24 protein-coding genes are annotated in these 26590 nt (G+C 52.5%); 15 read left to right on the plus strand and 9 right to left on the minus strand.

Annotated elements, in window-relative coordinates; all coding sequences use genetic code 11:
* The first annotated feature begins 25 nt into the window (after positions 1–25).
* Both ACJJIC_RS03195 and ACJJIC_RS03200 read left to right on the plus strand, forming a co-directional pair.
* Positions 26–439, plus strand: a complete 414-nt coding sequence (locus ACJJIC_RS03195) for a rhodanese-like domain-containing protein (RefSeq protein ID WP_444887604.1) — start codon at positions 26–28, stop codon at positions 437–439.
* Positions 440–529: 90 nt separating this feature from the next.
* Positions 530–979: a GNAT family N-acetyltransferase gene (locus tag ACJJIC_RS03200; protein ID WP_444910863.1), complete on the plus strand. Its 450-nt coding sequence runs from the start codon at positions 530–532 to the stop codon at positions 977–979.
* 57 nt (positions 980–1036) lie between these two features.
* Here the strand turns inward: ACJJIC_RS03200 and ACJJIC_RS03205 are convergent, their stop codons facing one another.
* A complete protein-coding gene (locus ACJJIC_RS03205) occupies positions 1037–2296 on the minus strand; it encodes a multidrug effflux MFS transporter (RefSeq protein ID WP_444910862.1) in 1260 nt (419 codons plus the stop codon).
* A gap of 119 nt (positions 2297–2415) precedes the next feature.
* Complete coding sequence (hexR, locus tag ACJJIC_RS03210) at positions 2416–3270, minus strand: transcriptional regulator HexR (protein WP_108735063.1); 855 nt, start codon at positions 3268–3270, stop codon at positions 2416–2418.
* Between the two features lie 139 nt (positions 3271–3409).
* Between hexR and uvrD the strand changes: the two genes are divergently transcribed.
* Positions 3410–5614, plus strand: coding sequence for a DNA helicase II (gene uvrD, locus ACJJIC_RS03215; RefSeq protein WP_444910861.1), 2205 nt, complete (start codon positions 3410–3412; stop codon positions 5612–5614).
* Positions 5615–5753: 139 nt separating this feature from the next.
* Positions 5754–6902: a TRAP transporter substrate-binding protein gene (locus ACJJIC_RS03220; RefSeq protein WP_444910860.1), complete on the plus strand. Its 1149-nt coding sequence runs from the start codon at positions 5754–5756 to the stop codon at positions 6900–6902.
* Between the two features lie 70 nt (positions 6903–6972).
* Here the strand turns inward: ACJJIC_RS03220 and ACJJIC_RS03225 are convergent, their stop codons facing one another.
* From ACJJIC_RS03225 to ACJJIC_RS03245, 5 genes are all read right to left on the minus strand, one after another.
* On the minus strand, positions 6973–7371 hold the full coding sequence (locus ACJJIC_RS03225) for an acyl-CoA thioesterase (RefSeq protein WP_152455932.1): 399 nt from the start codon (positions 7369–7371) through the stop codon (positions 6973–6975).
* Between the two features lie 171 nt (positions 7372–7542).
* Complete coding sequence (locus ACJJIC_RS03230) at positions 7543–11124, minus strand: ABC transporter permease/M1 family aminopeptidase (protein WP_445356449.1); 3582 nt, start codon at positions 11122–11124, stop codon at positions 7543–7545.
* A 19-nt stretch (positions 11125–11143) separates the two neighbouring features.
* Entirely contained in the window at positions 11144–12037 is an 894-nt protein-coding gene (locus tag ACJJIC_RS03235) for an ABC transporter ATP-binding protein (protein ID WP_445356450.1), read from the minus strand.
* 302 nt (positions 12038–12339) lie between these two features.
* Entirely contained in the window at positions 12340–13704 is a 1365-nt protein-coding gene (locus tag ACJJIC_RS03240; RefSeq protein WP_444887598.1) for a TRAP transporter large permease, read from the minus strand.
* Positions 13701–14273: a TRAP transporter small permease subunit gene (locus ACJJIC_RS03245; RefSeq protein WP_444910857.1), complete on the minus strand. Its 573-nt coding sequence runs from the start codon at positions 14271–14273 to the stop codon at positions 13701–13703. The genes ACJJIC_RS03240 and ACJJIC_RS03245 overlap by 4 nt, the downstream gene beginning before the upstream one ends.
* 183 nt (positions 14274–14456) lie before the next feature.
* On the opposite strand from ACJJIC_RS03245, the gene ACJJIC_RS03250 reads away from it, so the two are divergent.
* The 7 genes from ACJJIC_RS03250 to ACJJIC_RS03280 all read left to right on the plus strand — a co-directional run bounded on the left by ACJJIC_RS03250 (position 14457) and on the right by ACJJIC_RS03280 (position 21451).
* On the plus strand, positions 14457–15509 hold the full coding sequence (locus tag ACJJIC_RS03250; RefSeq protein WP_252083916.1) for a PstS family phosphate ABC transporter substrate-binding protein: 1053 nt from the start codon (positions 14457–14459) through the stop codon (positions 15507–15509).
* Positions 15510–15647: 138 nt separating this feature from the next.
* The gene (gene pstC / locus ACJJIC_RS03255; RefSeq protein WP_444910856.1) at positions 15648–17027 is read left to right on the plus strand and encodes a phosphate ABC transporter permease subunit PstC; all 1380 of its coding nucleotides are present in this window, start codon (positions 15648–15650) and stop codon (positions 17025–17027) included.
* Positions 17020–18306 carry a phosphate ABC transporter permease PstA gene (gene pstA, locus ACJJIC_RS03260; RefSeq protein ID WP_444910855.1) on the plus strand — a complete coding sequence of 429 codons (1287 nt, stop codon included), beginning with the start codon at positions 17020–17022 and terminating at the stop codon, positions 18304–18306. Before pstC ends, pstA begins: the two co-directional genes overlap by 8 nt.
* A 100-nt stretch (positions 18307–18406) precedes the next feature.
* Positions 18407–19216: a phosphate ABC transporter ATP-binding protein PstB gene (gene pstB / locus ACJJIC_RS03265; protein ID WP_444910984.1), complete on the plus strand. Its 810-nt coding sequence runs from the start codon at positions 18407–18409 to the stop codon at positions 19214–19216.
* Between the two features lie 25 nt (positions 19217–19241).
* Positions 19242–19949, plus strand: a complete 708-nt coding sequence (gene phoU, locus ACJJIC_RS03270) for a phosphate signaling complex protein PhoU (protein ID WP_444910854.1) — start codon at positions 19242–19244, stop codon at positions 19947–19949.
* An 87-nt stretch (positions 19950–20036) separates the two neighbouring features.
* Positions 20037–20363 carry an antibiotic biosynthesis monooxygenase family protein gene (locus tag ACJJIC_RS03275; RefSeq protein WP_445356451.1) on the plus strand — a complete coding sequence of 109 codons (327 nt, stop codon included), beginning with the start codon at positions 20037–20039 and terminating at the stop codon, positions 20361–20363.
* A gap of 281 nt (positions 20364–20644) precedes the next feature.
* A complete protein-coding gene (locus tag ACJJIC_RS03280) occupies positions 20645–21451 on the plus strand; it encodes a putative porin (RefSeq protein ID WP_445356452.1) in 807 nt (268 codons plus the stop codon).
* A gap of 60 nt (positions 21452–21511) precedes the next feature.
* Here the strand turns inward: ACJJIC_RS03280 and ACJJIC_RS03285 are convergent, their stop codons facing one another.
* A complete protein-coding gene (locus ACJJIC_RS03285; protein ID WP_445356453.1) occupies positions 21512–22798 on the minus strand; it encodes a M48 family metalloprotease in 1287 nt (428 codons plus the stop codon).
* A 69-nt stretch (positions 22799–22867) separates the two neighbouring features.
* On the opposite strand from ACJJIC_RS03285, the gene ACJJIC_RS03290 reads away from it, so the two are divergent.
* From ACJJIC_RS03290 to ACJJIC_RS03305, 4 genes are all read left to right on the plus strand, one after another.
* The gene (locus tag ACJJIC_RS03290) at positions 22868–23347 is read left to right on the plus strand and encodes a DUF4265 domain-containing protein (protein ID WP_252083907.1); all 480 of its coding nucleotides are present in this window, start codon (positions 22868–22870) and stop codon (positions 23345–23347) included.
* Between the two features lie 65 nt (positions 23348–23412).
* A complete protein-coding gene (gene yaaA, locus ACJJIC_RS03295; RefSeq protein WP_445356454.1) occupies positions 23413–24189 on the plus strand; it encodes a peroxide stress protein YaaA in 777 nt (258 codons plus the stop codon).
* The gene (locus ACJJIC_RS03300) at positions 24186–24797 is read left to right on the plus strand and encodes a DUF938 domain-containing protein (RefSeq protein ID WP_445356455.1); all 612 of its coding nucleotides are present in this window, start codon (positions 24186–24188) and stop codon (positions 24795–24797) included. Before yaaA ends, ACJJIC_RS03300 begins: the two co-directional genes overlap by 4 nt.
* A gap of 2 nt (positions 24798–24799) precedes the next feature.
* Positions 24800–25159: a hypothetical protein gene (locus ACJJIC_RS03305; RefSeq protein ID WP_252083904.1), complete on the plus strand. Its 360-nt coding sequence runs from the start codon at positions 24800–24802 to the stop codon at positions 25157–25159.
* 21 nt (positions 25160–25180) lie between these two features.
* Here the strand turns inward: ACJJIC_RS03305 and phoR are convergent, their stop codons facing one another.
* Positions 25181–26512 (minus strand): phosphate regulon sensor histidine kinase PhoR, encoded by a 1332-nt coding sequence (phoR, locus tag ACJJIC_RS03310; RefSeq protein WP_444910848.1) that lies wholly within the window; start codon positions 26510–26512, stop codon positions 25181–25183.
* Positions 26513–26590: the final 78 nt, after the last annotated feature.

The raw sequence follows: 26590 nt of genomic DNA on the forward strand, positions 1-26590 counted from the left end.
GTGAGTGTTAACCAAGGAGATAATTATGAGTTCTGCTGTAAGTCGTATTGCCCCAGCTAGCAGTCAAAAAGCCCTGCAACATTTCCAAGAACTGATGGCCTTTGAGACGGACTGCTGGGATGTTCATCATGCCCTAACCAATGGGCGCCAGGACTTTGTCCTGTTGGATGTTCGCGGTGAAGAAGCCTTTCGTCAGGGGCACATTTTGGGCGCTGAGTCCTTACCTTATCAGCACATCAATAAAGAGCTTGTATCTCGCTATCTAGATTCCACTCTGTTCGTCGTCTACTGCGCCGGGCCCCATTGCAATGCAACGGAGAAGGCTGCTGTCCGGTTGGCAAAATTGGGGCTTCCAGTGAAAAAAATGATTGGTGGTATAACCGGATGGATAGATGAAGGGTTCAAACTGGTGGGAGAAAAGGAAACTATCAGCGCCTAAGATCAAAGTGAGATTCTATCTCTCAAGACCGGAAATAAAGAGGGTGAAGATTGCACCCTCTACCAATCCATCAAATTTGGCAACAAATAAATGCTTATACGTAACGCAAAGCCTAGTGATATTCGCCAATTATTGGAGATGATGCGTGGGCTAGCTAAATTCGAAGGCTACTTAGATAAGTTCAAGGTTACTGAGGAAGAATTAAATAATCGGCTATTTAAGCGGGCAGACTTTCAATGTTTAGTGGCCGAAGACAGTGGAGTGGCTATTGGCTACCTGGTTTTTTATGCCCTTCCCTTTACCTACGATTTAACTCCCTGGCTGTGGATTAAAGAACTTTACGTAGTTGGTAACAAAGAGTATCGCCGTAAAGGAGTAGGAAGGGCATTGATGGGGTATTTAATAAAAGAGGCCTATGAGCGGGGTAGTGCCAAAATAAAGTGGGAAGTTCTTTCTACTAATGTAGATGCACAAGCTTTTTATCAGCAACTAGGTGGAGCTCTGGAACAGAAGTGGCAAATATGGTCCCTGAGTACTTAGCCAATATGGCCGGGCCGAAATACCCCCTTTTCAATAGATGAACACAAAACTGACTCTTCAACGCGGGGTAAAGCGCCTGGTGATTGGTATATCCGAGTCGATGGGTTTGCGTGCCTGAGCGATTACCAGAGTGGAGATCAGGGCCACTACTGCACATCCAAACATGGACGCGGCAATAGGAACCAGGGTGCCTGTGTGCAGGCTGCTGACCAATCCGCCCAGCACACCGCCAGTGATAAAAATTGTGGCGCCATACAGGGCGTTGGCGCTGCCGCTGATTTTGGGAAAAAACTCCAGATAACAGGCGGCGGCATTGGGCCCGGTAATACCGATACAGCTCATTACCAATACCAGCGGTACCATCCACAGAGTCAGCTCTTTAATACCGGTCAAAGTGCCGAGTAATAGCAAACCACAGCCGAGTATCTGCAGGGTGACGCCAGCCAATAAAATATTGCGCGGCTGGAACAGGTTGAGCAGGCGGATATTGACCTGCACCATGCAGATCAGCCCCAGAATACAGGCGCCAAAGAACAGCGGGAAGCGGCTCGGACTGACACTGAAGTAGTCCATAAAGACAAAGGGTGCGGTGGTGATATAGATAAACATCGAACCACTGACACAGGCCTGGGCGCCGAGAAAACCGAGGGCGCGGCGGTTGCGTAGCACCTGTCCATAAGTGGAAATCAGTGAAGCTAATGGCATCAACTGGCGCCGCGCGCGGGTAAAACGCGATACAGTTTCTGGTAACAGTAAGCGCACTAATAGCAGCATGGCAGCGGCGTACAGTAGCAGGAATACAAAAATACTCTGCCAGCCACCCACTGCCAGCAGAAGAGAGCCGATTACTGGAGCGATCAGGGGGGCGATCAGCATGATGGTACTGATCATAGAAATAATTTTGGCGGCTTCACGCCCACTGTGCAGATCGCGCACTATGGCGGCGCAAATCACCGTAGCAAAACCGCCCCCCACGGCCTGGAAAAAGCGCAGGATAATCAGTTGATCGACATGGTCGGCAAACAGGATCAGCAGCGAACTGACGATATAAATGCACAGGCCGATAGTGCCGACCAGTCGCCTGCCCCAGCGATCGGAGAGCGGGCCGCCGAAGAGCTGACCTAGGGCAAAACCCAGTAAAAAGCTGGAGACCGAATACTGCACCCGCTCCACTTCGGTATCGAGCGCACCGGCCATGGCCGGGATAGCCGGCAAGTAACTGTCGATGGAAAATGGCGTCAGGGAGACCAGCGCCGCTAGCCATACCACCAACCAGCGCGGTGCTTTTTGCTCAGCGGATAATGCGGTGGATGTCATGGAATTGCTCTGGAACGGCTAGGGGCACTTGTTGGCAGTGGCAGTAGATTGCCGGATACAGCAGGCATGGTAGAGGGGCCGCGACACATTATCCAGTGCCGCATTCTTGCAAATTTCCCTCAGTGCTTGTCTTCCCGCAATGTGTACAGGCCCTGCTTCAGCTTCAGTAGGTGCTCTTGCAACTGGGGGCCTTTGCGCTGGGCAACGCCGATGGCGAGCACATCGATCACCACCAGGTGGGCGATGCGTGAGGACAGTGGTGTATAGATCTCAATATCCTCCTCCACATCCACTTCTAGCGGGATACTGGCCTGCTGCGCCACCGGCGAACCGCTGGGTGCCAGGCCAACCACCAGAGCGCCCTGCTCCTTTGCCATGCTCATCGAGCGCAGTAGTGCCTTGGTGCGGCCACTCTGGGAGATAGCCACGACTACATCGCCAGGCTGCATAGACATGGCTGACATATTCTGGATGTGGTGGTCCGAGTGGGCGGCGGTGGCCAATTGCAGGCGGAAGAACTTGTGCTGGGCATCGGCGGCGACAGCACCAGAGGCGCCAAAGCCGAAGAATTCCACCCGCTTGGAAGCGGCCATCGCAGTGACAGCGGCTTCCAAGGCGCGGTCGTCAATTCTATCGCGCACTTTTAGCAGAGTATCTACTGTTGAGTCGAACACCTTGCGTTTGTACTCGGCAATGGTGTCGGTCTCGGTCACCGCAATTTGGCCGAAGCTGGGGCTGGAAGCCAGCTGTTGCGCCAGGTTCAACTTGAACTCCTGGAAGCCGGAACAGCCCACGGCGCGACAAAAGCGCACCACGGTCGGCTCGCTCACCTGGGCCTCGGTAGCCAGGTCGACGATGCGCATATGAATAATTTCATCGGGATTGGCGAGAATATACTCCGCCACCTTGCGCTCAGATTTGCGCATGGATGACAGTTGCTCACTGATTCGTTGCGTTACTTCCGCCGGTTTCACAGGACTTCCTTCTCTATGCCAGTTGGCGCAGTTTAGCCGCTGCGCCCCCGGCTGGCGAGGGGCTTTGCATTGTCAGCCAGGGTAAAATCCTGTTTATTTACACAGGTCTTATGCAGCAGCTCTGGTACAATCTTCGCCCATGGACGTATCTCAGATTTTAGACCCCCTCAACGACGCCCAGCGCGAAGCGGTAGCTGCCGCGCCCGGCAATCAATTGGTTCTGGCCGGTGCCGGCTCGGGCAAGACCCGGGTGCTGGTGCACCGCATCGCCTGGCTGATGCAGGTGGAGGGCGCCTCGCCCTACTCTATTATGGCGGTGACCTTTACCAACAAGGCGGCCCGCGAGATGCGCGCTCGTATCGAAGAGCTGCTGGGGGTGAATACCTTTGGCATGTGGGTGGGCACTTTCCACGGCCTGGCTCACCGCCTGCTCAAAGCTCACTGGCAAGAAGCCAAGTTGCCGCAGAACTTCCAGATTCTGGATTCCGACGACCAGCTGCGCCTGATCAAGCGGGTACAGGCAGATCTGGGGCTGGACGATAAAAAGTGGCCGCCGCGGGAAACCCAGTGGTGGATTGGCGCGCAGAAAGATGAAGGCCTGCGCCCGCAATATATCAATGCCGGCGCCGATCCCTGGTTGCAGACCATGGTGCGCATCTACTTCGCCTATGAAGAGGCCTGTCAGCGCGGTGGGCTGGTAGATTTTGGCGAGTTGCTGCTGCGCGCCCACGAACTTTGGCTGAATAACGACAGTATTCTGGCCCACTACCGCCGGCGTTTCCCCCATATCCTGGTGGATGAGTTCCAGGATACCAACACGATTCAATACGCCTGGTTGCGCCTGCTCGCTGGGGAGCAGTGCCATATCACCGCTGTGGGTGACGATGACCAGTCCATTTACGGTTGGCGCGGCGCCAAGATCGAGAATATCCAGCACTTTTCTACAGATCTGCGTGAAGTGCAGACGGTGCGCCTGGAACAGAATTATCGCTCTACCTCCACCATTCTGAACGCCGCCAATGCGGTGATCGCTAATAACAGCGGTCGTCTGGGCAAGGAGTTGTGGACCAAGGGTGAAGAAGGCGAGCCTATCGCCGTCTACGCCGCCTACAACGAGCAGGATGAGTCGCGCTTTATCGTCGAGCGTATCAATGACTGGGTGCGCGATGGTAATCGCCGCGACAGCATTGCCATCCTCTACCGCTCCAACGCCCAATCCCGGGTGCTTGAAGAGGGGCTACTGCGCGAACAGGTGCCCTACCGTATCTACGGTGGCCAGCGCTTCTATGATCGCCTGGAAATCAAAAATGCCCTGTCCTACCTGCGCCTGATCAGCAATCGCAATGATGACACTGCATTTGAACGGGTGGTGAATACCCCCACTCGTGGCATTGGTGCGCGCACGGTGGAAATGGTGCGCTCCTTTGCTCGCGAGCAGGGCTGCTCCTTGTGGCAGGCGGCCAAGCTGATGTTGCAGCAACGGGTATTGGCTGCGCGCGCCGGTAATGCTCTGCAGAGCTTTCTGGATCTGATCAACCAGCTGGCTGCAAATGCGGAAGATAAAGAGCTGGATGCCATTGCCGAGGATTTGATCGAGACTAGCGGCCTGCTGGAATTCCACGGCAAAGAAAAAGGTGAGAAGGGCCAGACGCGGGTGGAGAACTTGCAGGAATTGGTCACTGCTTGTCGCTCTTTTGCCGGTGTGGACCTGCCCGAGGGCGAGGAAGATGAGGAGGAAATTCCTCTTCTTAACCAGTTCCTCGACAGCGCCGCCCTCGATGCCGGTGAAGGCCAGGCGGATGAGTTTGAAGATGCCGTCCAGCTGATGACCCTGCACTCTGCCAAGGGCCTGGAATTTCCTTTGGTGTTTATGGCGGGCGTGGAGGAAAACCTGTTCCCCCACAAGATGTCTGCACAGGAACCCGGCCGTATGGAGGAAGAGCGGCGCCTCTGCTACGTGGGTATCACCCGCGCCATGCGTAAGCTGTATATTACCTACGCGGAAAACCGGCGCCTGTTTGGCAGCGAGACCTACAACAGTCCGTCTCGCTTTATCGGTGAGATTCCGCCAAATTTGGTGCACGAAGTGCGTTTGAAGACCGAAATTTCCCGCCCCCTCTACCAGGCGGATTATGGCAAGGTGGGCCAGTTTTCCGACCCGGCGCCAGATTTTGATGATTTACCACCATTGGCACTGGGTGGCCGGGTTGAGCATGTCAGGTTCGGCGAGGGCACCGTAGTGCAGTTCGAAGGTAATGGCCCCCGTGCACGTGTACAGGTCAATTTCGATGATGTTGGCAGTAAATGGCTGGTAGTGGCTATGGCTAAGCTGCAGCCTTTATAGATTGTTTGTTTTGGTAAAAACCAAGTCAGATTAGAAATTTTTTCTACACTGATTTCGGTTTTTCCCAAAATCCCGACCATTTAAAAAAGATCGTTTATCGATGATCAGCGCCTTACAAGAAAAAAGATAATTAAAAGCGATGAAAAAAGTTAACTGGTATCCCGCTATTATTTTGGGCCTACTGGCCCTACTCGTTGTTACCTTTGCTGCACTGGTCACTTCCCGCGTAGCACAGGGCCCTGCACAACACTTTTCCGATAATGGCAACAAAGAATTGTTCGAGTGGAAGCTTGTCACCACTTGGCCAAAAAATTTCCCCGGCCTTGGCCAGGCCCCAGAGCGCTTTGCAAAAAACGTTGAGTTGATGTCCTCCGGCCGCCTCAAAATTAAAGTTTATGGTGCGGGTGAGCTGGTACCCGCTCTGGGTATTTTTGGTGCGGTATCTGAGGGCGCTGCACAGATGGGGCATGGTGCCGCCTATTATTGGAAAGGCAAGATTCCAGCGGCCCAGTTTTTTACCGCGGTACCGTTTGGTTTAAACGCCCAGGAAATGAATGGCTGGCTGCACCACGGTGGTGGTTTGGAACTCTGGAAAGAGATTTATGAACCGTTCAACCTGATACCCCTGGCCGGTGGCTCTACTGGGGTACAGATGGCGGGTTGGTTTAACAAACCAATTAACTCTGTTAAGGATTTGCAGGGCTTAAAAATGCGAATTCCCGGTCTGGGCGGTGAAGTATTAAACCGGGCCGGCGGTACCGCTGTGACTATTCCCGGTGGTGAACTTTATACCGCGCTGCAGACTGGTGTTATTGATGCGACCGAGTGGGTTGGACCTTACAACGATCTCGCTTTCGGTTTCCATCAGGTTGCCGAGTACTACTACTATCCTGGCTGGCATGAACCCGGTTCAATGATGGAATTTATCGTCAATAAAAAAGCTTTTGAGAAATTGCCCAAAGACCTACAGGCTATTGTGCGCGTGGCTGCCCGCGAAGCAAACCAGGATATGTTGGATGAGTACACCGCACGTAATAATCGCGCCCTGCGTGAGCTGGTGGAAACACACGGAGTCAAAGTTAAGCGTTTGCCAGACGATGTGCTTGCCCATTTAAAGCAGATCAATACTCAACTGATGCAAGAGACCGCAAATAAGGACCCAGAATTTGCGCGTATCTATAAAGCCTTTAAGGATTTTGAGCGGGATGTGCGGCCCTATCACCAGATAAGTGAAGAGGCTTATTACCAGGCGCGTGAACTTGATGGAGAAAGCAAGAAACAGGAATAAAAGGCAGAATTAATATCATAGAAGGGAAACTGGTTTAAGGCAGTTTCCCGAAATAGTTTTGCAAGTCGTTTCAGGGCAGTGGTCTGGTATGCCCTCTATCGTCGATAGCGACAAAAACAAACTCACCCTCGGTGACCTTTACCTGCTCACCAGAGTCCACCCGTGTCAGCCATACCTCAACCATTGTTCTAATAGAGGAACGCCCTACCTCTATAGCCTCGGCATAACAGCTGACCGTAGAGCCAACCGGAACCGGGCGTAAGAACACCATACTGCCGACCGCTACGGTAGTTACCCTGCCGCGCGCAATGCTTTGGGCCAAGATTGCTCCAGCCAGGTCCATTTGCGACATCAGCCAACCAGCGAATACATCCCCCTGGGGATTGGTATCACGGGGCATAGCCAGGGTTTGCAGGGTAAGCGTGCCTGTTGGTTGCGGGTTTTCATCAAGGGCTGAAAGTGCGGACATCGACTACTCACAGATTGTTAGAGTTATTGGTTTCCACCTGAGGGAAGGTGGCGCATTCTAGCACAAATTGAGTAGTATTTGACCAGTACTTGTCTGAGTTTTTCCAACGAAAACGAGGGAAGTTTTTCCCAGCCACCCCCCTAGGTGGCCGGGAAATTAGTGACAAGAGCCCTAAAGTGTCTCTATTGCTAACAGATTGTCGTCCGGGTTTTTGTCGATCATCTTGATATAGGGATCAAAGCCAGCAATGCTCGGTTTGCCCTTCACCTCAAACTCCAGCAGGGTGGTCTCTTCACTGATCTCCTGTTTGGCCAAGTAGAGCACATTGTCTGAACTGGTATTCTTGTCGGGATCTTCTGCAAAAATGGCAACATCTATCCAGTTATTGATGGGAATTTCTTGTTCCTGTCCATCCCCTTCGGCTTCATATTTGTGCGCTTCCAGCTCCAGTAATACGCGATAATTGCCGTTCTCCAACAACTCATAGGTGGCATTTGCGACTTTGAGATCAAAGAGGACTACTCGCTCCAGCATATCGGTGATTAGCTCTTGCTGGGGTGGTTTGGCGTGGGCTCGGAGTCTTGCCACTAAATCCATGCTGGTGGGATAGGGATCACTGGAGAAGCCTTTTTCTTTTAACAGGGAAGCCAAAGCCGCATTGACGGCATCTTCACCCATCGCATCCTTAAGGGCATACATCGCTAGCGAGCCCTTGTCGTAATGGATATAGGTCTGGTTCTCGTTGCGAGATAAAGGTAACTCCTCAAGCAACTCGGTACCCCGAGCGCTCAGGTAGCCATCTAGCTCATATTTGAGGAAACGACGCATTTTTTCAGGGCCGTATTCCCGCTCCATCACCATTAGTGCTGAGTACTGCGCCAGGGTTTCAGACAGTAGAGTCGCTCCCTGTACATTGGCGCCAATCAATTGATGCGCCCACCACTGGTGTGCCACCTCGTGGGCGGTTACATAGAAGACGTAATCAATCTCATCCGGGTCCCGCAGATCGGCGACAAAACCGATAGATTCAGAGAAAGGTACGGTGTTGGGGAATGCCTGGGCAAAGGATTCATAGCCCGGGAACTCGACGATACGCAGTTGGCGATACTGATAAGGGCTGAATGCCTTACTGAAATACTCCAGGGACTTTTTCACCCCCTCAACCATACGATCTATGTTGTAGTCGTGGGGCTTGTGGTGGTAGACCTCAATGGCAACGTCCTGCCACTTATCTTTGACCACTGTGTAGTCCGCTGAAAGGTAGGAAAAAAAGTTGTGAATGGGCGCGTCCATCTTGTAATGAAAATAATGGCGCTCTCCCTCCTGCCAGTCTTTTTGTAGGTAGCCGGGGGCCAGTGCTATCTGTCCCAAGGAAGTACTGACGGTGGTTTCAAAGTTGATCCAGTCGGAGTCGCTGCGAAGATAGGATTTTCGGTAGTGCTCTTTGTCCTCCAGTTTGGGCATACGCTGCGGCGGCGGTAGATCGTGCTTTTTACGCAGGTGACGATCAGTCAACTCAAAATTGCTGTTGTAACCGATAAAGGGCAGCGCTTCGTAGTTATTAAAGAAGGTACCGTTCTGCACCAAGGTGGTGGAGGAGCCGGAGTTCATAAAGCCGCGATTGATCCTGCTCAGATCAAACTCCAGCGTGAGGGACTGGCCGGGTTCAAGTGGGCGATCCAGCTCGAAGAAATAGTGTCCGAACTGCTCGTCCTTTTCGCGTAACTTGGCCTGATTTAGGGATAACTGGTTAACTGTAAGGCCGCGATCCAGCCCTATAACTACCTCATCAATCGACTCCTCACGCTTGTTAACCAGGAAATAGCGGCCGCGCACTTCATAGCGGCGTTCATTGGGGAAGATATCCACATCCACTTTGACATCGGTGATATGTGGTGCGAGTTTATCCTCCAGGGCCTTGTATTTCTTCTCATAGTCTGCAGCCAGTCGCTCACGATCCTTGCTGGTTTCGTAGTGATTGAGAATATTGGTGTTGTAGAAAATAAAGACGCCCGTGCCGATAAACAGTAGCAGGGTTGTGGAGGCAGTTAATCGACTGGAAAGCCCCAATTGGAAGCGCAGGGCTTTGACCCGGCTAGTTAGAGGAGCCAGGGTTCCGCGCTGCCAGAGCCCGTAACTCAAGATGGCCAGTATCAGGCTGAAGCTGATCCAATATAACGCAAACCAAGCCCGACCCTGATCAAAGTGACCATAACCATTCATGTCCGAGTAAGGTGCGGCGTTCCAGTCTGCAAATTGATAGAGGTTGTGTTCGAACCCAAGGCCATCAAGGACACTGGAGCTAATTAAGTAGCCCACCATCAGCAGCATGCCGAGGAATTTATTGCGGGTTATCACCTGGGCAAAGATTGATAGGACTGCCATCAAGTAAAACGGCAGCGCAAACTGATACCAGAGTCCGTAAAAATACAGTCCAGGCTCAAGAGTTGTATATCCCTTGCCCAGCTGTACAGCCACAGTGGTAAGCATGCAGGCTATCAGGATACCGGCCAGAACTACCAGCATTGCAATAAACTTGCTCGCTACGAAAATCCAGCTGGGTGTGGGCACGGCATCCATAATTTCATGGCAACCGGCCTGGCGTTCTCGCCACACCAATTCAGCCCCATAGTAGATCAGAATAATCAACATGATGAGGCTAAAAGCACCTTCTATCAGACTGACCATAGAACGAGTCACCGGGTATACCGAGGTGCCAAATACTGCCTCCAGGCTCAGGGATGCGCCCAAGACATTCAGAACACCTAGTGCCAGGATTACCCAAAAAGCTAGGCTTTTTACTACTGCTTTTACTTCAAAACCGCAGCGTATACGGAATTGTTGCCAAACCGTGGCTGCCCCAAAGTTTGGAGTAATTCGCGGTAGGGGCTTGATGTACCTAGGTATCTCACTATCTGCAGCTTCTGTGGTGCGGCGGCGCGACCAGAGAGGTTTACGTTCGACAAATGAAAAGCATTTATAGCCTAAGCCGATAAATAATAAGCTGGCGCCCAGCCATAGTAAGCGGTTGATTAGAAAGTTTCCCTCTAGTGCGATCATAGAGGTATTGCGATCGAAAGCGGTCCAGTAGCGAGTTGTCTCCTGGAAGGCGGCGATACCAAAGGGGTCAGCCAGTGCGGCAGCACTTCGATAGGCGGGTTCATCCATGATTCCCTGGCTGGTGAAATAGAGTATCAGGAAGGCGATCAACCCCAGGTAAGTGGCCATCATGCTGCGAGTTATGGCTGCCAGGCTAAAAAACATGGCGCTGCAAAACAGCATGGTGGGAAAGATAAGTATGAATAAGGTTTGCAGGTAGTGGGATATTTGAGTGGGGCCCAAGCGCTCTGGGTCTAGCCAAGGCATCCATGAACCGAACAGCATACCCAGCGCCGTAGATGAGAAAGCCAGGAAGGCTACGGCGAATGATCCTGTGAAGCGCCCCAATAAATAATCACGCTTACTGATAGGGGTACTGAAGACAATACCTTCCATTTTCATATCGCGATCACGCAGCACCGGATTGGCTGCGAAGGCGGCAGTGATAAAAATACTGAAAACGCACATTACTAACAGGGTTAGCATAATCGCGTAGGGAGAGTTGATCAGGGTGCTACCGCCACCGCCGCCGATCTGTATATTGTCGACGGTCATAGCACCAAAAGTCAGTAGAAAAAATACCAGGCTGGTCACATAAAACAGTGGCTGGCGCAACTGGTAGTGAAATTCAAACTTAGCAACCGATAAAAACATTTCGAAATCCCCCCCCATCTCAAGCGGCGCTAGCCACATGAGCTTTTTTATTGCTAAACAGGGTGGAGAAGTAGACATCTTCAAGGTCCGGTTGCAGCTGCTCAAAGCCTACTGCCGGTTGGGTATCTGCCAGCGCATGCACAACATGGCGCCCGGCTAATAAACGAGTGGAAATCACATCAAAATTATTGTGGCATTCTTCCAGCTCAGATTTATCGACGGTGCGCCGCCATACACGTCCTTGCAATTTAGAGATAAGTTCTTCGGGTTTAGCTTGGGCCACAATTTGACCTGCGGCCAGGATCGCCATATTGGGGCACAGATCGGCAACATCTTCGACAATATGGGTGGAAAGAATTACCACTACGTTCTCGCCAATTTCGCTAAGCAGGTTGTGAAAGCGATTGCGCTCCTGAGGGTCGAGACCAGCGGTAGGCTCGTCGACAATAATCAGGCGTGGGTCACCGATCAGGGCTTGGGCAATACCAAAGCGCTGGCGCATACCCCCAGAGTAACCGCTTAGGTTTTTTTTGCGATCCTTAAATAAATTTGTCTGGTGCAGTAATTCAGCCACCATTTCGCGACGCTCTTTGCGATTACTAATACCTTTTAGAACTGCCATATGATCGAGCATATCTTCAGCACTGATTCTCGGATAAACCCCGAAATCCTGTGGTAGATAACCCAAGGTGCTGCGAATTTTCTGAGGGTTACTGGCCACATCGATACCATCAAAAGTGATGGAGCCGCTGTCTGCAAATTGCAGCGTGGCGATAGTACGCATTAAAGAAGACTTGCCGGCACCATTGGGGCCGAGCAATCCGAACATACCCTTGGGAATATCCAAGTTGACGTTTTTAAGCGCATGCACGCCGTTATCGTAGGTCTTGGAAAGGCTGGTAATATTTAGCATTTTTTAAATCCTTTTTAATTTTTTATTCGTGCTTGGATATCGATAGCAGTGTTTAATTCCTTTTGATGGATCTATTTTTAAGGAGAGATATCCACAGAGGTTTATTGATGGTCTGGCGAGCAAATTAAAAAATTGAATGCCAATTTAGCAGGTGCTGGTGACTTGCCGTAGGGAATCAAGATGTGCTGTTGAATTTAAGGGGCGAAGGGTTTATTAAGTTTCAATGTTAGTACGATCGTTTTGGGCTGGATCCAATCGGTAGCGATACAAGGTCTTATCACTACCGATCGTTGTCTTTTGGGTTAATTCTGAACCACCCCCGGCAACCAAGTCACCAGAGCAGGCCAGAGTGCTAGGAGGCACAAAATCAACAGCTGAATAGCGATAAATGGCATAACGCCGCGATAGATAGCGGAAGTGGCCACTGAACTTGGCGCAACACCGCGAAGGTAAAACAATGCAAATCCAAAGGGTGGGGTAAGGAAGGATGTCTGCAAGTTGATTGCAATCATGATGCCCAGCCAAATCGGGTCCACACCCATCGCCAACAACACCGGCCCAACAATGGGCACCACCACAAAGGTGATCTCAATAAAGTCGAGAATGAAACCGAGCAAGAAGATCACCAGCATGACCAGCAAGGTCGCACCAATAACACCTCCAGGCAGGCTGTGGAAAATACTGGTGACAAGTTCTTCACCGCCATATCCACGGAAGACCAGTGAGAACAATGAAGCACCAATAAGAATGGCAAACACCATCGCGCTTACCTGTAGAGTGCTGCGACCCACCTCCCCCGCTTGCGCCCAATGCAGAGCACCGCGACTGTAAGCCAGTAATCCCGCCCCCAGAGCACCTACGGCGGCGGCTTCTGTAGGCGTTGCGGCACCGGTAATAATTGACCCCAGCACTAATAGCATCAAAGCGATAGGAGGAAAAAGGCTACTCAGTAGCGGCCAAACTTCCAGAGGTTGCTGCTGCGCGGTCTTGGCCTTACTCGGAGAACGGCGCGCCACAAACAATAGATAAACAATGTAGGCTGCTACCAGCAATAGGCCGGGAATAATGGCACCGATAAAAAGGTCACCAACGCTGACCGGCTTGGGGTTAAAAATACCTGCGGATAGTTGTGCCTGCTGGTAGGCGTTGGAGAGAGTATCCCCAAGCAGCACCAGAGCAATAGAGGGGGGAATAATCTGCCCGAGGGTGCCGGTGGCGCAGATGGTGCCGGTGGCGAGCTTTGGGGAGTAGCCCTGCTTCAACATAGAGGGCAGGGACATTAATCCCATAGTCACCACGGTGGCGCCCACAATACCGGTACTAGCGGCCAGAAGTGCGCCGACGACCACTACAGAAATGGCCATACCCGCCGGCGCGCCCATAAATACTTTGGTCAGATTGACCAACAAGTCTTCGGCGATTTTTGCTCTCTCGAGAATGACTCCCATCAAGACAAAGAGCGGCACGGCAACCAGGGTGCCGTTTTGCATAATGCCGTAGAGGCGGTCGGGGAAGGCACGCAGTAGCTCGGCATCGAAAGCGCCATACACGATACCCAACCCGGCGGTGATTAGGGCCGTACCGGCGAGCGTGAAAGCTACCGGGTAACCGAACATCAGTAGCCCGCAAACGGCGGCAAACATCAATAGAGGTATCAGCTCGATCATGCCTCTGCCTCCTCCACCTGCTTGAGCAATCGTGGTTTCGCTACAGATTCGCTTACCGGGCTTGAAACCTCCATAAGCTGTAGCAGAGCACGAATAAACTGGGCGGTGCCGGCGAGACCGAGGGTTACTGCCGCGAGGGGAATCAGACTTTTCAGCAGGAAAACACCGGGAAGGCCGCCGGCATTGGCGCTCTCCTCAAGCACTGACCAACTATTCAGAGCAAACTGCCAGCTGCTCAGCAACATAAAAGTGCAGATTGGCAAAAGAAATAGCAGAAAACCCACGGCATTAACCCAAGCTTTGCCCCTGGGACCCATTCGCCGATAGAAGACATCGACACGCACGTGGGCGTCGGTTTGCAGGGCATAGGCCAGGCCCAACATAAAGGCGGCACCGTGCAGATAGATTACGGACTCCTGTAGCGCTATGGAGCCACTGTCGAACAGGTGGCGCAGAGCCACAACGCAGGACTGTATTAAGACCATGGCCCAGGTAAACCAGGCGAGCAGGTGGCCGGTGCGACTGGATAGACTCTCCAGTGCACGCGCTCCACGCATCAGAAATAGCATGGGGGCTTCTCTCTTTACATCTTATTGTTATCTCGTTTGTATGCAGGTTACCGCTTTGCCTGCCCGGGCACCAGCGGGGTAAATTTCCGGCTGTAACTTTTTTGTCATGTTTTATTCATAGAATCGTCATCCGTTGTTCCTAGCATCGCCGCGTGAAATAAAAAACACTCATCGGAGTTACACATGAACAAGCAAATTTTGGCTACTTCCCTGGCGGCATTGACCCTTGCCACCTCTCAGGTAGCCCTGGCGGCTCGCGACTACATCAGTGTTGTGGGTTCTTCCACTGTTTACCCTTTTACCACCACTGTGGCGGAGCGTTTCAGCCGTGCTACCCAGTTCAAGACTCCGGTAGTTGAATCCACAGGTACTGGCGGCGGCATGAAGCTGTTCTGTCAGGGCGTTGGTGAAAGCACTGCAGACATCACTGGTGCTTCCCGCCGCATTAAGCAGTCCGAGCTGGAGATGTGTAACGGCAACGGCGTTGATGTTGTGGAAGTACAGATTGGCTACGACGGCATCGTGCTGGCCAATGCTAAGAAAGCAACGCCTTTCAAGCTTTCCCGCAAAGATATTTTCCTGGCCCTGGCAAAAGAAGTACCGAACCCGGATGGTTCCGAAACGCTGGTAGCCAACCCTTACAAGACCTGGAAAGACGTAAACCCAGCGCTGCCCAATACCAAAATTGAAGTTCTGGGGCCGCCCCCCACTTCCGGTACCCGCGATGCCTTCGCGGAGCTGGCAATGGAAGGTGGTTGTAAGAAATTTGGCTGGATCAAGGCCATGAAGAAAAAAGATAAGAGCGCTTACAAGGCGATCTGTCACAACGTACGCGAAGACGGCGCTTATGTTGAAGCCGGTGAGAACGATAACCTGATCGTCAACAAGTTAGTTGCCAATCCGAATGCCCTGGGCATCTTTGGTTTCAGCTTCCTCGACCAGAATGCCGATAAAGTACAAGGCTCTTTGATCGAAGGACAGGCTCCGACTTTCGACTCTATCGCCGATCAGAGATATCCAGTTTCCCGCCCGCTGTTTATTTACGTGAAAAAGGCACATGCCGACGTAGTGCCAGGTATCAAGCAGTTCCTGGCGGAGTTCACCAATGAGCGTGCTTGGGGTGATGAAGGTTACCTGACTGACAAAGGTATGATCCCGCTGCCCCAAGAGAAACGCCAGAAAATTGCTACTGACGTTCGCAAGCTGAATGCCCTGAGCAATCTTGCTGCGAAGTAAATTTATCTTGGAGTAGTACAGTCAAAGGGAATTGACGGCCAAGCTCGAGAGGGCTTGGCCGTTTTTATGAAAGCCAAGTGGAAACACAGGGAAAAGTCGGGATAATGCCGACATCGACATTTTTAGCACGGTAATTCAATGCAAACCCCCACACTGTTCGCCCTTTTGCTGCTGTTGATTTTAGTGGCCTACGGTACCGGCTTTAGTCGTGCACTGAGTGCAGCGCGCAGCCGCGGAGGCCTGCGTAATCTGGCCTCACTGCCCAGCTATCATGGATTATTTACCGCGCTTTGGTGTGGTTTACCGGCACTTTTACTACTGGGTGCCTGGCTGATTTTTGACGATGCCATTATTCGCTCTATGGTGATGCACAGCATCGCCGACAAGCCCGATACCATTGCCGGGCAGAACCTGCTCTTTGCACAAATTCAAAATCTCGCCGCTGGCCATTTGGTGGGAGAGTCATCCCCACAGTTACAGTTGGCTGCCGAGCACCTCAGTCAGTTGCGCAATAATTCCAATACTCTACAGGCCTTTTTAAGCCTGGTATTGGCGGTGGGCCTGGGGGCATTTGCACTGTTACGTTTTTCACCGGAGCTGCGTGCCCGTGAGAAAGTGGAAAAAGTCCTGAAGGCCATTCTGATTACCTGTGCCTGCGCCGCGATTTTTACCACTGTGGGTATTTTGTTCTCGGTACTGTTTGAGTCGCTGCGCTTTTTCCAGTCGGTGCCGGTGACTGAATTCTTGTTCGGCCTGCACTGGAGCCCGCAGATGGCCCTGCGCGCCGATCAGGTTGGTTCCAGCGGAGCCTTTGGTGCGGTACCCCTGTTTACCGGCACCCTGATGGTTTCCGCAATCGCCATGTTGGTGGCGGTGCCTGTGGGCCTGATGGCCGCTATTTATCTGGCCGAGTACGCCAGCAGGCGCGTGCGCAACGTGGCCAAGCCTATTTTGGAAATTCTCGCCGGTGTACCCACCGTGGTATACGGCTTTTTTGCGGCACTGACTGTTGCCCCATTTATTCGCGACCTGGCCACCTCAATGGGTTTACAGGCCTCCAGTGAGAGCGCCCTGGCCGCTGGCCTGGTGATGGGGATTATGATTATCCCATTTGTCTCTTCATTATCTGACGATGTTATTAATGCAGTTCCGCAGTCCCTGCGCGATGGCGCTCTGGGATTGGGTTCAACCCAATCGGAGACCGTGCGCAAGGTGGTGATTCCCGCCGCCCTGCCGGGAATTGTCGGCGGTGTACTCTTGGCGGTATCTCGCGCAATTGGTGAAACGATGATCGTAGTGATGGCCGCGGGCCTCGCCGCCAACCTGACTGCGAACCCTCTGGATTCGGTCACCACTGTTACCGTGCAAATCGTGACGCTACTGGTCGGCGACCAGGAGTTTGACAGTCCCAAGACCCTGGCCGCATTTGCGCTTGGCCTGATGCTATTTATCTCCACTCTGGTGCTGAACTTTATCGCCCTGCACGTAGTGAAAAAATACCGGGAGCAGTATGACTAACCTCACCCAGACGCAGGTTCGTGAGCGCATCGAGAAGCGCCTCGCCAGCCGCCATCGCAAGGAAAAACTGTTTCGCGGGCTGGGCATTGCCAGTATCGCTTTCGGCATACTCGCGGTTGTTATTCTATTCAGCGATATTATCAGCAAGGGTAGCGGCGCCTTTGTACAGACCGCCATTGAGCTGGAAGTGCACTACGATGCGCAGGTACTCGGTATTGATAAGGTCGATGACGAGAGCCTTGCCTGGGCGAATTTCACCGGGGTGATCCGCGCGGCGTTGCGCGAGCGTTTTCCCTCGGTGACTGGCCGCAGTGACAAGCGTGAGCTATATAGCCTGGTCTCCTCGGGGGCACCCTTTAACCTGCGTGATCGCCTGGCTGCAAACCCAGAGCTACTCGGTAAGAGCGAGAAGGTATGGTTTGCCGCTGACGACGATGTGGATACTTTTGTTAAAAGTCTGAAGGATTCCAAAGAGGGCTTCCGCGGCCGCACATCCGAGCAGAAAGCCGGCTGGATCGAGCAGTTGCTACAAAGTGGCGAACTGAAGAAGCGTTTTAACACCACCTTCTTTACCAACGGCGATTCGCGCGAGCCGGAACAGGCAGGTATCCGCGCCGCTTTGATGGGCTCGCTGTTTACATTGCTGGTGACTTTGGCGCTGTCTTTCCCAATCGGGGTGGCTGCCGCTATCTACCTGGAAGAATACGCGCCGAAGAATCGTTGGACCGATTTGATTGAGGTGAATATCAATAACCTCGCGGCAGTGCCGTCCATCGTATTCGGTTTGCTGGGGCTGGCGATCTTTATCAACTTTTTTGAGTTGCCGCGCTCTGCGCCTCTGGTTGGTGGTCTGGTACTTACCCTGATGACGTTGCCGACAATTATTATTTCCAGCCGTGCGGCGTTGAAGGCGGTGCCGCCTTCGATTCGCGAAGCGGCGATGGGTATGGGCGCCTCGCGTATGCAGGTGGTTTTCCATCATGTGTTACCGTTGGCCATGCCCGGTATGCTCACCGGTGCGATTATTGGTATGGCCCAGGCCCTGGGTGAGACTGCTCCCCTACTGATGATCGGTATGGTTGCCTTTATTGTAGATGTACCCGGCGGAGTTACCGATCCGGCCACGGTATTGCCGGTACAGATTTTCCTCTGGGCCGACAGCCCAGAGCGCGCCTTTGTGGAGCGTACCTCTGCAGCCATTATGGTGCTGCTGAGTGTATTGATTCTTATGAATACCAGTGCAGTAATGCTGCGCAAGAAACTTGAGCGCCGCTGGTAACAGCGCGGATAATCGGAAAACGGGATTATTTATGAGTACCATGACCCTGGATGCCGCCGGAAATTCTGAAGCGGCGCAACCCGAACTGACCGGTGAAAAAATGGCAGTGAGCCAAGCCGTGGTGCGGAAAACAGTGGGCCAGCCCTTCACTGATACCGCCAAGTTACGCATGCGCAATGTGAATGTGTTCTACGGTGAAACCCAGGCTATTCACAATGTGGGCCTGGATATCGGCCGCAATGAAGTTGTGGCGATGATCGGCCCATCCGGTTGTGGTAAGTCCACTTTCCTGCGTTGCCTCAACCGCATGAATGACACCATCGAAGGCTGTCGGGTGGAAGGCGAATTGAGCCTGGATGGCGACCCCATTTATGGTCCCAAGGTGGATGTTGTGCCTTTACGCGCTCGGGTGGGGATGGTGTTCCAGAAGCCCAATCCCTTCCCCAAGTCTATCTATGAAAATGTGGCCTACGGCCCCAAAATCCACGGGATCGCCAGCCGCCGCGCCGACCTGGATGAAATTGTGGAAAACAGCCTGCGCCGCGCCGGCCTCTGGGATGAAGTTAAGGACCGTTTGGACAAGCCGGGCACCGGCCTGTCTGGCGGTCAGCAGCAGCGTCTGTGTATCGCCCGAGCCATTGCCGTGAGCCCGGAGGTTATCCTGATGGATGAGCCCTGCTCCGCCCTGGACCCGATCGCTACTGCGCGTATTGAGGAGCTGATCGATGAGCTGCGCGAGAACTACACTATTGCCATCGTGACCCATTCCATGCAACAGGCGGCCCGCGTTAGTCAGCGCACGGCTTACTTCCACCTGGGGCACCTAGTTGAAGTCAACGATACAGAGACCGTGTTCACCAATCCGGAGCACGAACTAACCGAAGCCTACATCACCGGCCGCTTCGGCTAAGCCAATCTTGCTCCGAGGGATAACTATGGAAATGCACTTCGATCAGCATATCTCCCGCCAGTTCAATGAGGACCTGGAGGGAATCAAGACCGAGATGTTGGAAATGGGCGGCATGGTCGCCCGCCAAGTAGCCGATGCCGTCGATGCTCTGTCGAATGCCGATAGCCAGCTCGCCGAGGAAGTCCTGCGCGTCGAAGAGGAAATCGACAAGTGTGAGATGGCCCTGGACGAGCACGCGACTTTAATCATCGCCAAGCGCCAGCCCGCCGCTTCGGATCTGCGTATGGTGATGTCGGTAACCCGTATCGCCCGCGACCTGGAACGTATAGGTGATGAGGCCAGCAAAATCGCGAAAATGGCGATTGCTCTGACCGATGAGGGCACCTCACCGCGCGGCTATACCGAGATACGCCATCTGGCAAATGCTGTACGCAAAATGCTCAACGACGCCCTGGATGCCTATACCCGTTTCGATGTGGAGTCTGCATTGCGCACCCTCGCCGAGGATGAACAGGTGGACATGGATTACCGCACCGCCGTCCGTGAGCTGGTGACTTATATGATGGAGGATCCACGCAGTATTTCCCGCGTCATTAATGTGCTGTGGACACTGCGCTCACTAGAGCGTATCGGTGACCACGCCAAGAATATTTGTGAGCAGGTAGTTTACTTGGTGGAGGGGGCGGATATTCGCCACGGCCACGAGAGGAATTTGAATTTAAGGAAACCCTGAGTTTCCTCAGCCAAAGAAAGGTCGCTCATTGCGGCCTTTTTTATTGCAGGCAGATTTTAAGAACTTGAAATATTTAGAGGCTTGGCGATGAAATATATTTTTGAGGTTCAAATTAAGGAAGGTTTCACAGCGGAAGAATATGCCGATGCCTGGGTACGTGCGTCTCAGTTAATTCAGCGGGCACCTGGGGCTATGGGCACGGAACTTTTGCAAAAGATCGGTGACGAAAATAGCCTCATAGCGATAGCCACTTGGCACAGTAAAACAGAACGTGATGCTATGCAGGCTGAACATACGTTAGCGATTGATGAAATTATTCAAAACGTGGCTCCTTTTGTGGGAATACGACCTTTAGGAGAGTTTAAAGAATTTAGAGAAGTAGTAGCTTCTTCTGCTGGTGATGAACTTTCTTAAGAATGCTTTGTCTGAGCTGAATAGAAGCTGAATAAATTATTTTTTTAAAAAATAAAAACTGTAAATTTTACTCGATCATTGAATAAGCATTTAAAGTACTTAATTACGGATAATTACATCTAAGCCAGTAGCTTTATTTCTGTCTAACCTCTGTTCTCATTCCCTTCGTCGCAAAGTCTTCTCAAACTGACTTTGTGTAATTAACTGTTGTTGCGGACAAAAAATCTTTTGTTACAATCCGCAGCCCAATTTGGATCCCTACGTTAACGAAGGATTTTGATATGAGATTCAAGCTCGCAGCTCTTCCCCTGATGTTTCTCGCGGCTACTGCAACTGCCGAAGAATATACTTCTTTTACACATGCAGGTTATGCCAATACTGATTATGATGGTGGCAGCGATGCTGATCGCTTTGGCATTGACTCAACCTACTATTTTGGAGGAAAGGAAACTCTTGGTCCTCTGAAAGAGTTCGAATATATCAATAAAGTAAGCAATATTTACGGTGGTTTTGATCACATCAACATTGATAGCTTCGACTCCGATGTCTTCAATGTAGGTGGTGAATATTTTGCCTCGAACGGTTTTGTGTTTGGTGCAGATATTTATGATCTTGGTGAGGAAAATATTGACACCCTGTCAGTAGGCTATCTGTTCACGCCTAATTTCTTGGTTAGTCTTAACCATACTGATAATGACTCTGATAACGAGCTGTCTCTAAATGCTCGTTATAACCACCAGTTGAATGGAACCGATTATATTGGTTTCAATTTTTCCGCTGATGAAGAGTTTGATACTCGCAGCCTGTCTTCCAAGTACTTTACCCACCTGGGTGGAGAACAGTACCTGACAGTAGAACTTGGTTATGCAAGCTTGGATGAGGGTGATGATTACTGGATGTTGGGTTCCGAGTTCTTCTTCACTCAGCGCACTTCTGTTGGCTTTACTTTCGATGAAAATGAAACTTACAAGCTGGGTATGAACCACTTCTTCAATCGTAACTTTGCTGTTGAAGCAGCTTATGTTTCCAATACTGATAGTGATATCGATTACGATATCTACCAAATTGGTATGACTGTACAGCTGTAAGATATAGCTATCGTTTTGCAAAAAAGGGCTACCATTGGTAGCCCTTTTTACTAATTAAATTCAGCCCTTTCCCGTCAATGCCTGTATCCGCGCCTGCGCCTTAGTACCTATTTCTCCCCCCGCCCCTGCTGCAGTCTGGTAGTGTTTGAAAGCACTTTGTTTGTTCCCCTGCTTTTCATACACCTCGCCCAAATAGAAGTGTGCGTAAGCTGTTTCCAAATAACGTAGAGAGCGGTTTAAGTCTCTCTCCGCAGCGGTGTAATTTTTAAGTTGTGCACTCGTCATGCCGCGTTTTAACCAGTGGGAAAACAGTGCAGGGTTTTTCTGTACGGCACGGTCATAGGCCTGGTGGGCTTTATCAAATTGTTTTTTCTGGGCGAGCAAATCTCCTTCCAGTGCGAAGAAAGAGGCTTCTTTTGGTTGTTGCTTCTGTGCCTTTCGTACCAAATTCAGTGCCGTATCAACCTGCTTTTTATTGGCTGCTTTTAGGGCATCATCATAATTTTCATAGGCATCGGCATCGCGTTTCAGTTGCGCTATGGCCTTTTGGTAGGCATCGCGGTTGGTGACCCCGTTCTTGGGTAGGGATTTACTGTGCTCGATATTGGCGCTGACGCGGGACTGTGATGGGGGGTGGCTGGCGAAGAGGGCTTCCAGGCCGTTGCTCTGCTGCCCTTTGGAGAGTTCGACGAATTTGCGCTGCAGTCGCACGGCGCCCTGGGGGTCATAGCCGGCGGCAGCCATATATTTCATGCCGTATTCGTCGGATTCCAGTTCGTTGCCGCGCCCGTAGCGAGCGATATAGGCGGAACCTCCCAGCTGGCTGCCGGTGGAGATAAGGTCCGCATAGGCGGACTCTTTGGTGGCCGCACCGAGTACAGCCAGGCCGGCCCCGAGCACCTGTTGTTGTGACATGGCGGTGGCGGAGTGGCGTGCGGCGGCATGGACAATCTCGTGGCCGAGTACAGCGGCCAATTCCGCCTCATCCTCAAGCAGGACCAGCAGGCCTCGGTTAATGGCGATTTTGCCACCGGGAAGTGCCCAGGCGTTGGGAACGGAGTTATTCAATACTACAAATTCGTAGGGCAGCTGCGGCTGGTCCGAGACACGTGCCAGTTTCTGCCCAACCCGGTCCACATACTCCTGCAAGTTGGGATCTATTGTGTACTGACCGCCCTGTTGTTGCTGGTTGATAGGGTATTGCTGCTGCCCTAAGTTCAATTCCTGCTGGGCCGATACCAGAGAGAATTGTTGCTCTCCGGTCACTGGGTTGGTGACACAGCCACTGATAATAGAGGTTGCCGTCAACGCCACTGCGGCGAAGAAAGCCTGGTTACGCGAGATCATTGCTTGCCTCCCTGTATAATGCCGATTATTCAACGATCACCCATTGTACACAGTCGGGGAATAGAGGTTATGACGGCACTTCAGGTAATAGAGTTATTTGCGGGCACCAACCCCGATGGCGAGCCGGTGGTAGAGCGCTTACAGGTACGAGTCAATGAGGACGACAGTTGCCAGCTGGTACGTTCTCCCGCATTTATTAAAGGCATCGCCAGTGGCGATTGCATTAAAGTGGATAAAGATACCCAGCAATTCGAGCTGGTTAAGCGCTCCGGCAATTTGGCGATCCGTGTTTTCTGTCGCGGCGATAGCGCCGAACTCTCCGACCGCTTGAGCCCGCAGCTGGAGAAACTTGGAGGAGAGCTGGATCTGGAAGTTCCGCGCATGCTGGTTTACAGCATCCATGTCAGCTGTGGTTTCGATAAGATTGAGGAAATTCTCAATAGTATCTGTGATGGTGCCAACAGTGCCTGGTACTACGGCAATGTCTACGATCCGAAGGATGGCCAAACACCCCTCAACTGGTGGCAGGATATATTGAAGCCCGAATAGAGCAGTGCCCCGGTCCTAGCGGTTGGGCTCAAATAGAAAGCGAAGCAGCATAAGTAAGGCACCCGATGTTAATAGTGATTTCTCCAGCCAAGACGCTGGATTACGAGAGCGAAATACCCACACTGGAAACCACTCAGCCAGACTTTCTCAAGGAGTCAGCGGCATTAATTGGCGAACTGCGTGATCTGAGCCCACAGCAGATCTCCAGCTTGATGAAGATTTCCGACAAGCTCGGTGTGTTGAATTACGACCGCTTTCAAGACTGGAAACGCCCTTTCACAGATAAAAATGCGCGCCCGGCCCTACTCGCCTTTAAGGGGGATGTTTATACCGGCCTGGCCGCTGAAACTATGGGCAAGCGCGATTTCAGTTATGCGCAAAAGCATTTGCGAATGCTCTCCGGTCTCTATGGCCTGTTGCGCCCGCTGGACCTGATGCAACCCTACCGCCTGGAAATGGGCACCAGGTTTGAAAACAGTCGCGGTAAAAATCTGTATGAATTTTGGGGAGAGCAAATTACTGAGACGCTCAATGCCCAGTTGCATGCGCTGAAGAGCCGGGAATTGGTCAACCTTGCCTCTAATGAGTACTTCAAGGCGGTAAAGCCCAAGGCGCTCGATGCAGAGGTCATTACCCCCCATTTTAAAGATCTAAAAAATGGTCAGTATAAGATGATCAGCTTCTTTGCCAAGAAAGCGCGGGGCATGATGAGCCGCTGGGCGATTGAGCAGCGGGTGAAGAAAGCGGAGGAGCTTAAGGGCTTTGATGTAGCTGGCTATACCTATAACTTGGGTATGTCTAATGAGCGCGACTGGGTTTTCACTCGGGATGAGCAGCAATGAGCGATACCAGCCTGCCGGATGCGCCGGCTTGTGCGCGTAATCGCGATCCAATTCTTACTCATCTGCGCCGCCTGCTGGATGGTAGCCATAAGGTATTGGAGGTGGGGAGCGGCACAGGCCAGCACGCGGTCTTTTTTGCACCGCGCCTGCCCCACTTAATTTGGCAGACCTCGGAGCGGGCGGAAATGCTGCCCGGTGTGCGAGCCTGGTTGGCGAGTGCGCCCGCACAGAACTTGCGCGAACCTCTGACTCTGGATGTCGATGCGCCCTGGCCAGCGCTGAATTTCGATGCGGTGTTTACCGCGAATACCCTGCATATTATGTCGAGGGAGTCAGTACAGCGATTCTTTCACAAACTGCACACTCTGTTAGAACCCAATGGCTTGCTGGTTGTATATGGACCCTTCAAGATTGATGGCAGTTTTATCGGGCCCAGCAATGCGGATTTCGATACCTACCTCAAAGAGCGCAACCCCGATAGCGGTATCCGTGATCTGGAGTGGTTGGATCAATTGGCCAGTAATGTCGGCATGCGCCGGGAAGAGCTAAATTACCTGCCAGCGAACAACCAGCTGGTCGTTTGGCGTAAATACGATAACAAGGAGTGATTATGCCCGTTTGGTTTGAAGTGTCTGTTGTTGTAGCGTTTGCCATTGCTGCGGTGTTTTTTTTCGCCAAATATCGTGAAACCGCTGCAGCCCTGCATGAAAGCGAGCGCATGAAAACGCGTCTCTCCAATGACCTGAATCGCTATAAAGATGTGCCGCGGCTGCGCGCTCTGCGCGATGCCTTGGTGGGAAACAAGCCTCTGCCTGTGGATGACAATGGCAATGAGCATCTGTTGTTAAGAGATGGGGATTTAAAGTTGCACCACCTGATCCTGCGCCGGGAGAGCACCCCGGTGCACGATGAAGAAGAGGCAACTTATATCAAAAATGGTGAGCCGGTAAAGCTGCCGGAATTTGAATAGTTTTATCATTGAGGGGGTGGATCAGGAATCCGCACCCTCGGTCTCCATTAGTTCCCGAGAGGGGCTCTCTTCCAGCTTGGTAGAGGGGAAGTGCAGGGTGAAAGTACTGCCCTGGGCTGGGACACTGTGCACGCTCATTTCCGCACCGTGGCGCAATAGTACATGCTTGACGATAGCCAGGCCCAATCCTGTGCCGCCGCTGTCGCGGGAGCGGCCGGGGTCTACCCGGTAAAAACGTTCGGTAAGGCGCGGGATATGCAGCGAGTCTATACCGATACCCTGGTCCCGCACACTGAAGTGGCCGCCATCGTTATCCTGCCACCAGCGCAGTTGTATCTCCCCGTTCCCCGGGCTGTATTTCACCGCATTGAGCGCCAAGTTGGCGAAAGCACTGTGCAGCTCACTGGCATCGCCGCGGATACTGTAATCCCCTTCGCACGCCACACTGACCTGGTGACGGTCGCCGCTAAAGCTGCGCGCCTCACGGGCAACTCGCTCCATCAACTCGCGCACATCTACAGAGACGTCACCCGTTTTTCGCTCTGACGTTTCCAGGCGTGCCAGAAGAAGCAGGTCGTTGACCAAGGTGGTCATACGTGCCGCCTGCTCCTCCATCTGAACCAGCGGGCGCCGCCAGGCGGGAGGTGCCATATCGCTGTTCTGCAGGGTTTCCAGGTAGCCGGCGATTACGGTAAGGGGAGTGCGCAACTCGTGAGAAACGTTGGCGACAAAATCGCGGCGCATCTGCTCGAGATTGTGCAGGCGGGTGATATCGCGAACGATCACCAGGGCTTCATCCTTGCCGTAGCGGGTCACTTCCAGTTGCAGTTGCAGGGCTTCATTACCCGGCGCTGGCAGGGTCAGCGGTTCGCGGGGGCTGTTGTCCTCGCTGTGCATATAGCTGACAAAGCCAGGGTCGCGCACAAAGTTCACCAGGGACTGCCCCTGATCACTGGACTGCAGGCCGAGCAGCTCGCCGGCGGCGGGGTTCCACCAGGCCAGGTGGTCGCCATTTTCCAGAGCTACAATGCCTTCGCGCAGGGCGCTGGTGCTGTCCTGAACACGGCGTAACATGACATGCAGCTTTTGCTTCTCACGGCGGTGACGTCGCTGCATACGGTAGAAGTCGTCATAGATTTCACCCCAGATACCAAAAGCAGTGGGAGCGGGGCCGCGGCGGCCATTGGCCAGCCAACGATTGAAGCGGTGCTGCTGCCACAGCACTGAGAGCAGGTAGGCTGCCAGCCCTAAAATCAGGGTGAGCGACCACTCGGACGTGGTGAAGCCGAGGGTCAAGCAGCCCAGAGCAATAATTAAGAAGCGCGAAAATTCGCCAATACTGCGATCCAACATAGCCTTGCCGTGTTACCTGGCAGTTGTCGGGAGGGCTGATGTCCACCCCCGCACTTAATACATCTTAGAAACCCGGTC

The sequence above is a fragment of the Microbulbifer mixtoriginis (SeqCode) genome (assembly GCF_052468275.1).